Below are 12,545 nucleotides of genomic sequence, written 5' to 3'. Positions count from 1 at the left end.
AAGCGGTGGCAGGTTTCTGCGAGAAAACCCGCAACTGACGCGAGGATCTTCGATGCCTGATCAGCTGGACCGTTCCATCCTGCGGGTACTGCAGAAAAGCGGCCGCATTTCCAATGCGGAGCTGTCGGAAAAGGTGGGCCTGTCGCAATCGGCCTGCCACCGCCGTGTGCAGCGGCTGGAGGCCGAGGGCTATATCCGGGATTACGTGGCCCTGCTGAACGCCCGCAAGATGCAGCTGGCCACCACCGTCTTCGTCGAGATCGGCCTGTCGGGCCAGGCGGACGAGCTGCTGGAGGCCTTCGAGACCGCCGTGGCACGTGTGCCGGAGGTGCTGGAGGTGCATCTGATGGCCGGGACGGCGGATTACCTGCTGAAGGTGGTCGCCGAAAGCTCCGAGGATTTCGCCCGCATCCACCGGCAGAGCCTGGCGCGGCTGCCCGGCGTGCAGCGCATGCAAAGCTCCTTCGCGCTGCGGACCGTCTTCAAGACGACCGCGCTGCCGGTCTGATCCTGCCCGTCGCAGGAATCTGACAGGGGCGGCAGGGTCTCCCGTGCCGCCCCTTTCCTTGCCGCCTGAGCGCGATCACTCTTCGTCGCGACCGCCGTAGAGCCGCAGGTTGCGCGGTTCCAGGAAGATCAGCGTTGCCATGACCCCGAAGGCGAACTCGTACAGCTCGAAGCGGCGGTTGGCCTCGCCGCACATCAGCAGCGCGATCGAGGCGGCAATCGCCAGCACCGCGTGGCGCGGGCGGGGCACCGGGACGGCCAGGATCTCGCAGAAGCGGCGCACCCAGTTGGCAAAGGGATAGAGCAGCGGCAGCACCACGAGATAGAGCAGCAGCACCACCGTCAGCCAGGACCCGAAGAGCGAGGTCGCCAGCTGCGTGTCGCCGACCATCATGTTGTGCAGGTTGGTTTCTTCCTGGAAGTTGTTTTCGACGAAGAAGTCCCCGGAGACCCAGCCGAAGATCCTCTGGCCCCAGGAGATTTCCTCGCCAGCGACAAAGAAGAAGAGCAGCGCGTAGAAGACCGTCAGCACCGCAAGCGCGCGCAGGCCCTGGCCGCGCAGCTGCGACGCGCGCCAGACCAGCAGGACGCCGGCCACCACCAGGAAGAGCGCGGTCAGGTATTCGTAGGGGCCGTCCTCGCGCATCAGCACGAATTCGAAAAGGTCGGGGTTGAACCAGGCGAAGGGGATCGCAAAGGCCTGGGACAGGTAAAAGAAGAGGTAGAGCGGCAGGGTCACTTTGCGCGGTGCCATCACCGGGAACTGGTCGAGAGTCTGGTTTTGCATTTGCTGGTCCGGGTCTGATCCGCTGGCAGGCTGCGGGATCGTCCCGCCACGCCGCGTGCGAAGCTATGGATTTTCTGAACTGAGAAGTTCGAATTGGCGTCACATATCTGTTGCTTTCCTTCGTCGCAAACTTATTCCGCGTGCGCAGGCGCACAAATGGCAGTTCGCTTGCAGCCCCGGGGCGTGCGGGGCATTGTGCCGCCACGCAACATTGTCGGGAAATGTACATGGCCGTTCTTGCTGTCGTCTACTGGTCGGGGTCGACCTCGATCACCCTTGCCGCGCGGGCCGTGGCCGGTGGCGCCGCGGCGGCCGGGGTCGAGGTCCACATGGTGGACGTGCTGCACCCGAAGGACATCGACTGGCCCTTGCTGGCGCGGGCCGACGGCATCGTTCTGGGTGCGCCGACCTACATGGGCGGGGTCGCGGCGGGGATGAAGGCCTTCATGGACGAAACGGGCCACGCGATCTGGACCGAGCGCCTGTGGAAGGACAAGCTGGCCGGCGGGTTCACCTGTGGCATCCAGCAGGCGGGCGACAAGCTGGCGACGCTGAAATCCATGGCCGTTTTCGCCGCGCAGCACGGCATGATCTGGATCGGGCAGGAGGTGATTGGCGCGCCGGTGATGCCGGAGAATGCCGGTCTGAATGCCTCGGGCACCTTCCTGGGGCTGGCGGTCGGCTCTGCCACGGACGGGCAACTGGACCCGGGCGACGCCGCCTCGGCGCGGCTCTTCGGCGAACGGCTGGCCGGGGCGCTGGCCCGCTGGTGCTGAGGGCGGACGCCGCCGCCGTCTGGCCCGCAAACCCACCCCCTGAAAACGACAAACCCCCGGGGCCAGGCCGCGGGGGTCGTCTTTGTGTCGGGTCTTCCATGAGGAAGAAAAGGCTCCTTAGAGGAGGCCTTCGCGTTGCGCCTTCTTGCGCGCCAGCTTGCGGGCGCGGCGGATCGCTTCGGCCTTCTCGCGCGCTTTCTTCTCGGACGGCTTCTCGAAATGTTGCTTGAGCTTCATTTCGCGGAAAACGCCTTCGCGCTGCAGCTTTTTCTTCAGGGCACGGAGCGCCTGATCGACATTGTTGTCGCGAACACTAACCTGCATGTGGTTGTCACCACCTTCCTAAGTTAAAGTTTCAATAGTTGCAGGAGGTGGTCCTATAGCAAGGGTCGCCCTATTTGTCCAGCAGGGCCCGTGATATGTCCGACCGGGGTAATCCGGCCAGCAGGCCAGGCGGGCCGCGCAGACGGCACAGCAAGACGGAGAGCATCATGACCGAGGAAACCGACGCCCGGGGCACGGCCCCCACTGCCGCCGACCGGCTGCTGGAGGCGGCGCTGATCCACGTCCCCTTCGACGGGTGGAGCACGGCCACCTTGCAGGCCGCCGCCCAGGATGCCGACATCTCGCCCGAGCTGGCCAAGGCGCTGTTCCCGCGCGGCGCGGTCGACCTGGCGCTGGCCTACCACCGGGCCGGAGACGCTGAAATGGCTCGACTTTTCGCCGCCGAAGCCGCCGAGGGGGCGCATGATGAGTTGCGCTACAGCGAGAAGGTCGCCCGTGCCATCCGCCTGCGGCTGGAGATCGCGGACAAGGAGCTGGTGCGGCGCGGTGCGGCGCTGTTTGCCCTGCCGCAGCACACGGCCGACGGCGCCCGGGCCATCTGGGGATCGGCGGATGCGATCTGGACCGCGCTTGGCGACACCTCCGACGATCTGAACTGGTATTCCAAGCGCGCCACGCTGTCGGGCGTCTATTCCTCCGTCGTGCTCTACTGGCTGGGCGACGACAGCCTGGATCATCAGGCGACCTGGGATTTCCTCGACCGGCGCATCGGCGACGTGATGCGATTCGAGAAGGTGAAGGGCCGGGTGATGTCCTCCCCCCTGGGGCGGCTGATCGAGAAGGGTCCGCTGGGCGTGGTGTCGCGGGTGAAGGCACCGCAGGGGGGCTCTGACCTGCCGGGACAGGCGGGTCCCTCGGGCCACTGAGCGGCAACGCAAGCCCTGGCCGGGCGGCGGGCGGCTGACGGGCCGACGCCTCTGGCGGGCATATTTTCGGTACAGAGAAGACGATGAGGGGGCGCGAGACATGCGCGTGATCGAGATTTCCGAACCGGGTGGGCCCGAGGTGCTGGTGCCGGGCGAACGGGCGCTGCCCGAGCCGGGGCCGGGCGAGGTACGCATCCGCGTGGCCTGGGCCGGGGTGAACCGGCCTGACGCCCTGCAACGGGCCGGCAACTACGCGCCGCCGCCCGGCGCCTCGGACTTGCCGGGGCTGGAGGCCTCGGGTGAGATCGTGGCCCTGGGCGAGGGCGTGCCAGAGGCGGCCCTGGGTAGCCAGGTCTGCGCCCTGTTGCCCGGCGGCGGTTATGCCGAGGAGGTTGTGACGCCTTACGCCCATTGCCTGCCGGTGCCCGAGGGCATGGGCCTGCGCGAGGCCGCCTGCCTGCCCGAGACCTTCTTCACCGTCTGGGAAAACGTCTTCCGCCGGGGCCGCCTGATCGGGGGCGAGGTCTTCCTGGTGCACGGCGGCAGCTCCGGCATCGGCACCACTGCGATCCAGCTGGCCAAGGCTTTTGGCGCGCGGGTCTTCGCCACCGCCGGCTCGGCCGAGAAATGCGCCGCCTGCGAGACGCTGGGCGCAGAACGGGCCATCAACTACCGCGAGGAGGATTACGTCGAGGTGCTGAAGGAGGCCGGCGGCGCCGACGTGATCCTGGACATGGTGGGCGGGGACTACATCCCGCGCGACATCCGGGCGCTGAACCACGAGGGGCGGCTGGTGATGATCGCCTTCCTCGGCGGGCCCAAGGCCGAGGTGAACTTCGCCCAGGTGATGATGAAACGGCTGACCGTGACCGGGTCCACCCTGCGCGCCCAGTCCGACCAGGTGAAGGCCGAGATCGCCGAGGGCCTGCGAGAGCATGTCTGGCCCCTGCTGGCCGCGGGCCGCGTGGCGCCGGTGATGGACAGCACCTTCCCGCTCGAACAGGCGGCGGCGGCCCATGCTCGCATGGAAAGCTCCGGCCATATCGGCAAGATCGTCCTGGAGGTGGCGGGCGGCTGAGGCCGCAGCCGGTCGTCCGCCCTCAACTGCCCGCCCTCAACTGGGTGTGAGGGCGGAACGGCCGCCCGGGGGGCATGCGTTGGATCTGAAAGGACAATTCAACCACGGAGCCTTCCCATGCCTCTCGCCATCGACCTTGCCGGAAAACACGCCCTCGTCACCGGATCCACCAAGGGCATCGGCTATGCCATCGCGAAACGCCTGGCCGAGGCCGGCGCCCGCGTCACCCTCAACGGCCGTGATACGGCGGGGGTGAAGCAGGCCATCGACCGGATGCAGCATGAGGTGCCGGGCGCCGAGATCGGTGGGCTGGCCGCTGATTTGGCCGATGCGGCCGAGGCCGACCGGCTGATCTCCGACCTCGGGGGCTGCGACATCCTGGTGAACAACGCGGGCATCTTCGGCGCCGTCGATTTCTTCGAGGCCGACGACGACCTCTGGCAACAGTACTGGGACGTGAACGTCATGTCCGGCATGCGCCTGGCCCGCGCGCTGGCGCCAGGCATGGTGAAGAAGGGCTGGGGGCGGATCCTGTTCCTCGGCTCTGAAAGCTCCTTCAACATCCCCGACGGCATGATCCATTACGGCGTGACCAAGGCCGCAGATGTGGCCCTGGCCCGCGGCCTGGCGAAGCGGCTGGCGGAAACCGGGGTGACGGTGAACTCGCTGCTGCCCGGCCCGACCCTGTCGGACGGCATGAAGGCGGGCCTTGACACCTCCGACGGGCGCAGCGAGGCCGAAGTGGCCCGCGATTTCGTGAAATCCGCCCGCCCCAGCTCGATCATCGGGCGCGCGGCGGATGTCGAAGAGGTGGCGAACATGGCGCTTTATGCCTGCTCGCCGCTGTCCTCGGCCACCACCGGGGCCTCGCTGCGGGTCGAGGGCGGCATCATCGACACGCCCTGAGTCGCGCCCCTAGCCTCCGATGGCGTCGAACAGGGCCGAGGACGCGCGGCAATCGCGCCGCACGTCGCTCGCGCAGTCGCGCGGCTGCAGGTCCTTCGTCAGGCAGATCCGCACCTCGCGGATGCGGTTGTCGGGGCAGGTGACGGTGACGCCATCGGCGGAAAGATGGGGATTGGCCTCCAGGAAGGCCTCCTCGATCACCCGGGCGGGCAGGCGCACGTCCTCGTCCAGCTGGCGCAGGACCTGCGGGCGGGTGACGCTGTCGTAGGCCTGCCGTGACAGGGCGAAATAGGCGTCCGACGACAACCCGGAACAGCGGCCATGGGCCTGCCATTCGTGCCAGGCGAGGCCCGCGGTCGCCATGATGTCGGCCATCGCGGCGGTGTCGGCACGGCTGGGGTTGCGCATGGGGCTGCGGCAATCGCGGGGGTACCCCTGTTCGTGCTGCGGCCACAGCCCGTGCAGGATCCAGCCGAAGCGCTTGCCGGGCGCGCATTGCTCCGGATCGCCCTGCACCTCGCAGAAGGCGGGCGACCAGCTCAGCGCCATGACGTAGTAGTCGAAGTCGCCGGGTCGGTCGCTGGCGACAGCGCGCAACGGCATGAGCAGGATCATCAACAGGACAAGGGTGCGACGCATATCACTCTTCCATTTGCGGCCCGACCCGACTATATAGCGCCCGAGTTCCCCGACAACGGAAACCTGCATCGCCCCGGCGGTGCGCCCCGGCCCCGAAGGCCAGGGCCCGGGACAGACATATCTGACCGCAGGTTTCCACCACGCCAGATGTTCAGGAGTTGAGACATGCAGGGCAAACCGATCATGGCCAAGGCCACCGCCGTCTGGCTGGTGGACAACACCACGATGAGCTTCAAGCAGATCGCCGATTTCACCGGCATGCACGAGCTGGAGATCCAGGGCATCGCCGACGGCGAAGTGGCCCAGGGCGTGAAGGGCTTCGACCCGGTCGCCAACAACCAGCTGACCCAGGAAGAGATCGACAAGGCCGAGGCCGATCCGCTGCACAAGCTGAAGCTGAAGTTTAACGCCGCCGCCGTGGGCGAGGAAAAGCGCCGTGGCCCGCGCTACACTCCGCTGTCGAAGCGTCAGGACCGTCCGAACTCGATCCTGTGGCTGGTGAAGTTCCACCCGGAACTGTCGGACGGCCAGATTTCGAAACTGGTGGGCACCACCAAGCCGACGATCCAGTCGATCCGCGAACGCACCCACTGGAACATCGCCAACATGCAGCCGATCGACCCTGTCGCGCTCGGGCTTTGCAAGCAGACCGAACTGGACGCCGCGGTGCAGAAGGCCGCCGCCGAACGCGCCAAGCGCGGCGAGGCGATCACCGATGATGAGCGTCGCAAGCTGTTGTCGACCGAGCAGAGCCTGGAGATGGAGGCCGAGCCGCGTATCCCGACCGCCATCGAGGGGCTGGAAACCTTCTCGCTGACCTCTGACGATCAGGACGACGAGGACACCAGCAAGGACGACGATCTGCGCGACGCCGACAGCTTCTTCAACCTGCCGGGCGGCAGCGATGACGACGACGAGGACGACGACAAGTAATCCTCCCCTTTATCCCCTGCATTCAGCCCGCCGGAGCGCCGCTCCGGCGGGCTTTTTGCTGCGCTTTTGATGGCCGGTTCGTCCGGGGTCTTGCAAGTCGCTCCGTCGCCGCCAATCCTGCGCCGCGGGCCGGACAGGACAGGGAAGGACAGACATGCATATCGCCGTGATCGGGGCCGGAATGATCGGGGCCGCCGCCGCCCGCCACCTGGTCGGGATGGGCCACCAGGTGACCCTGGTCGGCCCCGCCGAACCCGAAGACCCGGCCAGCTGGCAGGGGCCCTTCGGCTCGCACTACGATGCCGGGCGCATCACCCGGCAACTCGATCCCTGGCTCTTCTGGTCACGGGTGTCACGCGCCTCCATTGCCCGCTACCGCGAGATCGAGACGGCCTCGGGCGTGCCCTTCTTCTCCGAGGTCGGTTCTCTGATGGCAGGCCCGGCAGGCTCGGTGCAGATGAACCGGCTGGAAGCGACCCGCGACCGCGATGCGGTGCCCTGTGAAAGCCTGCGCGATGCCGAACTGGCAGATCGCTTCCCCTGGTTCGATTTCGCCCCGGGCACCCTGGGCCTGCACGAGCGGGTCAATGCCGGGGTCATCGACCCCCGCGCCCTGGTGCGCGCCCAGATCACCCTGGCACAGGCGGGCGGGGCGCGGCTGGTCCGCGATCACGTCACGGCGCTGGACGAAAGCGCGGAGGGCGTCACGCTGGCGCTGGCCGGGGGCGAACAATTGACGGCAGATCGGGCGCTGCTGGCCACCGGCGGCTTTTCCCGCGCGCTGGTGGGAGAGGCGCTGCCCTTCAGCGTCTACGCCCGCACCGTAGTATTCTTCGAGGTGTCGGAGGCCGAGGCGGCGCGATTGGCGGGGATGCCCACGCTGATCGCGCTGTTGCCCAATGGCGAAGATCCCTACCTGCTTCCGCCCGTGCGCTATCCCGACGGGAAGCTCTACCTGAAGATGGGCGGCGACCGGGTCGACCGGCCGCTGACCTCGCCCGAAGAGCTGAGCGCCTGGTTCCGCTCCCCCGGCGACCCGGAAGAGGTGGCCTACCTCGACGGGGTGATGCGCGCGCGGATGCCCTCGCTGGAGATCCTCTCGACTTCCTCAGCGGCCTGCGTGACGACCTACACGCCGCGCAACATCCCCCATTTCACCGCCCTCTCGGCATGCATCCACACGGCCTTTGCCGGCGGCGGGCGCGGGGCGAAGAACTCGGACGAGCTGGGGCGTCTCGGGGCGCTGCAGGTGGCGGGAGAGGCCTTGCCCGACTGGGCATCTGAACCCGCCGTGGCGTGAGGCGGCGTCGGGGCACCTGCCGCCTCCTCACCTCTGAAGGAATCCACTGAACGATGCCCGAGGCGCGAGGAGGCACCGGCGGGCGCAACAGGTTTGACGGACTTTGACGCCGCGGTGCCGCCGCCCCTGGGGCGCGCCCCCCTCTCTTCACCTTGTCGAAAATACTCTCGCCGAAGGCATCGGCCGCCAGGCCGAACCCGCCGCCGCGCTCACAGCTCCTTGCGGGCGCGCAGGGCGGCGGTGATCGTGCCGTCGTCGAGATAATCCAGCTCGCCGCCGATAGGCACGCCCTGGGCCAGGGAGGTCAGGCGCACCGTGCCCTCCAGCTGGTCGGCGATGTAATGCGCCGTGGTCTGGCCGTCGATGGTGGCGTTGAGCGCCAGGATCACCTCGCTGACGCCTTCATCCTCGACCCGCTGCACCAGGTCGGGGATGCGCAGCTCCTCCGGGCCCACGGCATCCAGCGCCGAGAGGGTGCCGCCGAGCACGTGGTAGCGGCCCTTGAAATTGCCCGATCGTTCCATCGCCCAGAGATCGGCCACGTCCTCGACCACGCAAAGCTCGCCATTGGCGCGTTTCTGGTCGAGGCAGATCGGGCAGACCGGCCCCTCGGAGATATTGCCGCAGCGGGTGCATTCGCGCACGTTCACCGCCACCTCGTGCATCAGGTCCGCCAGCGGCATCAGCAGCAGCTCGCGCTTGCGCACAAGGTGCAGCACTGCGCGGCGGGCCGACCGGGGGCCGAGCCCCGGCAGCTTCGCCAACATCTCGATCAGCGCGTCTATGTCGCGGCCGGCGGACATCGGCGATCAGAAGGGCATCTTGAAGTCGGCCGGCAGGCCCAAACCTTCGGTGATCTTGCCCATCTCTTCCTGGTGCTTTTCGGCGGCGCGCGCCTGGGCATCCTTGATCGCAGCCAGGATCAGGTCCTCGACCACTTCCTTCTCGTTCGGGTCGAAGATCGACGGGTCGATGTCCAGCGCCTTCAGCTCGCCCTTGGCGGTGGCCGTGGCCTTCACCAGGCCCGCACCGCTTTCGCCGGTGACGGTCATCGTCTCCAGGTCGTCCTGGAGCTGCTGCATCTTCGTCTGCATCTCCTTGGCGGTCTTCATCATCTTCGCCATGTCGCCCATCTGGCCAAGGCCCTTGAACATGCTCGTTCTCCTTCATGTGGCGCCGCGTGGGCGCGTCGTTTCAATGCTATCTAGTGCGTCTTGCGGGTGGGATCACTACTCGTCCTCGAAAGGATCCCATTCGTCCTCGACTTCGGGCAGGGCTTCGGCCTCCGCCTTGGCGGCCATCTCCTCGCGGCTGATGATCTTGGTGACCTCGGCCTTGGGGAAGGCGGCCAGCACGGCCTGCATCAGCGGATGGGCCGTGGCCTCCTCCTTCAGCGCGCGCAGCTTGGCGTCGCGCTTCTCGATGATCGTGTCGTCGCCCGGTTCATTGCCGATGGTCACGACCCAGCGGTTGCCGGTCCAGCGTTGCAGCGCCGTGCCCAGTTTCGATGCCAGGTCGGCCGCGGCGCCGGGGGCGGGGGCGAACTCGATCCGGCCGGGGCGGTAGGAGATCAGGCGCACGCCGCCCTCGACCTCCACCAGCAGGCGCACGTCACGGTTCTGGCGGATCAGTTCGATCACGTGATCGAAGGTCGGGTAGCGCGCCAGCGCCTGTTCGACCTCCTGCGCAAGCATGGTGTGACCCTGGGCGCCACCGCCGCCGCCACCGGAGGGGCCGGGCGCGCCATAGGCCGGGGCACCGCCACCGGCCGGACCCGCCGGAGCATAGGCACCGCCGCCACCACCGCCGCCGGGGCCGCCCTGGGGCGGTTCGGGCGGGCGCGGGGCGTCCTTCAGCCGTTTCACCAGTTCCTCGGGCGAGGGCAGCTCGGACACATGGGTCAGCCGGATCACGGCCATCTCGGCGGCCATCATCGCGTTCGGCGCCGCGGCCACCTCTTCCAGGGCCTTCAGCAGCATCTGCCACATGCGGGTCATCGACCGCATCGGCAGGCGCTCTGCCAGCGACAGGCCGCGGGCGCGTTCGTCGGGGCCGATGGTGGGATCCTCGGCCGCATCGGGGGTGATCTTCACCACCGAAATCCAGTGGGTGATCTCCGCCAGGTCACGCAGCACCGCCAGCGGATCGGCCCCGTCGGCATATTGCGCCGACAGTTCGGTCAGGGCGGCGGCGGCATCGCCACGCATGATCATCTCGTAAAGGTCCAGCACCCGGCCCCGGTCCGCGAGGCCCAGCATGGCGCGCACCTGATCGGCGCCGGTCTCGCCCGCGCCGTGGGAAATTGCCTGGTCCAGCAGCGAGGTCGCATCCCGGGCCGAGCCTTCGGCGGCGCGGGTGATCAGGGCCAGGGCCTCATCAGTGATCTCCGCCTCTTCGCGGCTGGCGATGCGGCGCAGCAGGTCGATCATCACCTCCGGCTCGATCCGGCGCAGATCGAAGCGCTGGCAGCGCGACAGCACCGTCACCGGCACCTTGCGGATCTCGGTGGTGGCGAAGATGAATTTCACATGCGCCGGTGGCTCTTCCAGCGTCTTCAGCAGCGCGTTGAAGGCGCTGGTCGACAGCATGTGGACCTCATCGATGATGTAGATCTTGTAGCGGGCAGAGGCCGCCCGGTAGTTCACGCTGTCGATGATCTCGCGGATGTCGTTGACCGAGGTGTTGGAGGCCGCGTCCATCTCCATCACGTCGACGTGGCGGCCTTCCATGATGGCCTTGCAGTGTTCGCATTGGCCGCAGGGATCCGTCGTCGGCCCGCCCTGTCCGTCCGGCCCGATGCAGTTCATGCCCTTGGCGATGATCCGCGCCGTGGTCGTCTTCCCCGTGCCGCGGATGCCGGTCATGATGAAGGCCTGGGCGATGCGATCGGCCGCGAAGGCGTTCTTCAGCGTGCGCACCATGGCGTCCTGGCCGACCAGGTCGGCGAAGGTCTCGGGGCGGTATTTCCGCGCCAGGACCTGGTAGGGGCCCTTGGGGGCGGGGGCGCTGTCTTGCATCGGCGGGAGCCTTGGATTCGGGTGGTTGCGCCCAAGAGTAAACGGGGCCGCCGGGGGCGTCCACCGCAAGGCGCGCTGTTCGGCGGCTGTGGTCGGAATGGCGCAGCTCCGGCTCGCGGCCCCGTGCGTGATGCGGAACGTCTGGCGCCGCTCGCTCCCGCTGGGAGCTTCGCCCCGCCCGCCGTCCCGTGGGGAATTTCGGACGATCTGCGAGCGCACGGGGGCGTCGTGGTGGTCTTGGGGAGGAGGGGTGACTGTCACCTCTGCTGCGCAAAGGTGACCAGGTGAGAGATTGGACAACGACCCAAGCGGGACTCGTTACGGCTGCTTCCTTCCGGACCTGACCGGGTTGGCGAGGCGCCTGCCCGCGCCAACCTCTCAAGCCCGCATATAGGAAAGGACGGCGGGCAATGCAAGTGGGGGAGGGCGCGGCGGAGCCAATGGCTGGCGCGGTCCGGTCAGGCTGCTAAGGTCGCGCCAGATCCGCGGGGCGATCCTGTCCCGGCCCCCATGCCAAACCCAGAAACGGAGGCCCCATGCGCCCCTATCGTGTCGTCGATGCCTTTTCCGCCGTGCCTTTTCGCGGCAACCCCGTTGCCGTCGTCCTGCAGGCTGACGGGTTGAGCGAGGCAGAGATGCAGGCCATTGCCGCCTGGACCAACCTGTCGGAGACGACGTTCCACCTGTCCCCCACCGACCCCGGCGCCGACTACCGGTTGCGCATCTTCACCCCGCGCAACGAACTGCCCTTCGCCGGCCATCCCACCATCGGCAGTGCCCATGCGCTGATCGAGGCGGGGGTGATCAGCCCGCGGGACGGGCTGGTGGTGCAGGAATGCGCCGCCGGGCTGATTCCGGTACAGCAGGCGGGCGAGCTGCTGACCCTGCGCCTGCCGGAGCCGCAGTTCCGTGACCTGTCCACGCCCGAGGCGGCCGAGTTGGCCGATCTTCTAGGCGCGCCGCTCGCGCCGGGCAGTGCGCCGGCTGTGGTCGATGTCGGCCCGCTGTGGATCGTGGCCGACCTTGGCACGGCCGCGGCGGTGACGGCGCTGACCCCGGACCTGCCGCGCATGGCGACGTTCGAGGTTGCGGCGGGCGCGGGCGGTGTCACCGTCTACGGGCGCAAGCCGGAGGGCGGGATCGAGGTGCGGTCCTTCGTGCCCGCCGACGGCATCGGCGAGGATCCGGTTTGCGGTAGCGGCAACGGCGCGGTGGCCGCGCTGCGCCTGCGGAGGGGCGAGTTGGGCGAGGGGGACCGCTACCTGGCGACCCAGGGGCGCTGCGTCGGGCGCGATGGCGAGATCGCGGTGCATTTCGAGGGCGGCCGCATCTTCATCGGCGGCCGGGCTGTCACAACGGTGACCGGTCAGGTCGCGATCTGAGCCTGCCCC

14 protein-coding genes and 1 other RNA gene are annotated in these 12,545 nt (G+C 68.1%); 8 read left to right on the top strand and 7 right to left on the bottom strand.

The window, feature by feature from the left end; genetic code table 11:
• Positions 1-52: 52 nt before the first annotated feature.
• The gene (locus LC066_RS18390; RefSeq protein WP_085888630.1) at positions 53-508 is read left to right on the top strand and encodes an Lrp/AsnC family transcriptional regulator; all 456 of its coding nucleotides are present in this window, start codon (positions 53-55) and stop codon (positions 506-508) included.
• A gap of 75 nt (positions 509-583) precedes the next feature.
• On the opposite strand, the gene LC066_RS18385 is transcribed toward LC066_RS18390, so the two are convergent.
• The gene (locus tag LC066_RS18385; RefSeq protein ID WP_224902101.1) at positions 584-1,294 is read right to left on the bottom strand and encodes a hypothetical protein; all 711 of its coding nucleotides are present in this window, start codon (positions 1,292-1,294) and stop codon (positions 584-586) included.
• 227 nt (positions 1,295-1,521) lie between these two features.
• On the opposite strand from LC066_RS18385, the gene LC066_RS18380 reads away from it, so the two are divergent.
• A complete protein-coding gene (locus LC066_RS18380) occupies positions 1,522-2,070 on the top strand; it encodes a flavodoxin family protein (RefSeq protein WP_224902099.1) in 549 nt (182 codons plus the stop codon).
• Positions 2,071-2,187: 117 nt separating this feature from the next.
• Here LC066_RS18380 and rpsU read toward each other — a convergent pair whose 3' ends face one another.
• The gene (gene rpsU / locus LC066_RS18375) at positions 2,188-2,394 is read right to left on the bottom strand and encodes a 30S ribosomal protein S21 (RefSeq protein WP_005614280.1); all 207 of its coding nucleotides are present in this window, start codon (positions 2,392-2,394) and stop codon (positions 2,188-2,190) included.
• 167 nt (positions 2,395-2,561) lie between these two features.
• On the opposite strand from rpsU, the gene LC066_RS18370 reads away from it, so the two are divergent.
• The 3 genes from LC066_RS18370 (at position 2,562) to LC066_RS18360 (ending at position 5,265) form a co-directional block, all read left to right on the top strand.
• A complete protein-coding gene (locus LC066_RS18370) occupies positions 2,562-3,281 on the top strand; it encodes a COQ9 family protein (protein WP_224902097.1) in 720 nt (239 codons plus the stop codon).
• A gap of 100 nt (positions 3,282-3,381) precedes the next feature.
• Positions 3,382-4,359, top strand: coding sequence for an NAD(P)H-quinone oxidoreductase (locus tag LC066_RS18365; protein ID WP_224902095.1), 978 nt, complete (start codon positions 3,382-3,384; stop codon positions 4,357-4,359).
• A gap of 117 nt (positions 4,360-4,476) precedes the next feature.
• The gene (locus LC066_RS18360; protein ID WP_222474948.1) at positions 4,477-5,265 is read left to right on the top strand and encodes an SDR family NAD(P)-dependent oxidoreductase; all 789 of its coding nucleotides are present in this window, start codon (positions 4,477-4,479) and stop codon (positions 5,263-5,265) included.
• A 9-nt stretch (positions 5,266-5,274) separates the two neighbouring features.
• Here LC066_RS18360 and LC066_RS18355 read toward each other — a convergent pair whose 3' ends face one another.
• Positions 5,275-5,904, bottom strand: coding sequence for a ribonuclease T2 family protein (locus tag LC066_RS18355; protein ID WP_224902094.1), 630 nt, complete (start codon positions 5,902-5,904; stop codon positions 5,275-5,277).
• Between the two features lie 165 nt (positions 5,905-6,069).
• On the opposite strand from LC066_RS18355, the gene LC066_RS18350 reads away from it, so the two are divergent.
• Both LC066_RS18350 and LC066_RS18345 read left to right on the top strand, forming a co-directional pair.
• Positions 6,070-6,837, top strand: a complete 768-nt coding sequence (locus LC066_RS18350) for a DUF1013 domain-containing protein (protein ID WP_222474946.1) — start codon at positions 6,070-6,072, stop codon at positions 6,835-6,837.
• 154 nt (positions 6,838-6,991) lie between these two features.
• Positions 6,992-8,137, top strand: coding sequence for an FAD-dependent oxidoreductase (locus tag LC066_RS18345; protein WP_224902092.1), 1,146 nt, complete (start codon positions 6,992-6,994; stop codon positions 8,135-8,137).
• 209 nt (positions 8,138-8,346) lie between these two features.
• Here the strand turns inward: LC066_RS18345 and recR are convergent, their stop codons facing one another.
• The 4 genes from recR to ffs form a co-directional block, all read right to left on the bottom strand.
• A complete protein-coding gene (gene recR / locus LC066_RS18340; RefSeq protein ID WP_224902090.1) occupies positions 8,347-8,940 on the bottom strand; it encodes a recombination mediator RecR in 594 nt (197 codons plus the stop codon).
• A 6-nt stretch (positions 8,941-8,946) separates the two neighbouring features.
• Positions 8,947-9,291 carry a YbaB/EbfC family nucleoid-associated protein gene (locus LC066_RS18335; RefSeq protein ID WP_085888619.1) on the bottom strand — a complete coding sequence of 115 codons (345 nt, stop codon included), beginning with the start codon at positions 9,289-9,291 and terminating at the stop codon, positions 8,947-8,949.
• A gap of 75 nt (positions 9,292-9,366) precedes the next feature.
• Positions 9,367-11,154 (bottom strand): DNA polymerase III subunit gamma/tau, encoded by a 1,788-nt coding sequence (locus tag LC066_RS18330; protein WP_224902088.1) that lies wholly within the window; start codon positions 11,152-11,154, stop codon positions 9,367-9,369.
• A 282-nt stretch (positions 11,155-11,436) separates the two neighbouring features.
• Positions 11,437-11,535: signal recognition particle sRNA small type (gene ffs / locus LC066_RS18325), an RNA gene on the bottom strand.
• Positions 11,536-11,690: 155 nt separating this feature from the next.
• Here ffs and LC066_RS18320 point away from each other — a divergent pair.
• Entirely contained in the window at positions 11,691-12,536 is an 846-nt protein-coding gene (locus LC066_RS18320; protein WP_224902078.1) for a PhzF family phenazine biosynthesis protein, read from the top strand.
• The last annotated feature ends 9 nt before the right edge of the window (positions 12,537-12,545 follow it).

Source organism: Pseudooceanicola marinus (genome assembly GCF_020177265.1).
GTDB classification, from domain to species: Bacteria; Pseudomonadota; Alphaproteobacteria; order Rhodobacterales; family Rhodobacteraceae; genus Pseudooceanicola; species Pseudooceanicola marinus_A.
The sequence above is the reverse complement of the archived record's forward strand: the minus strand, read 5'-3'. Positions and strand labels throughout refer to the sequence as shown.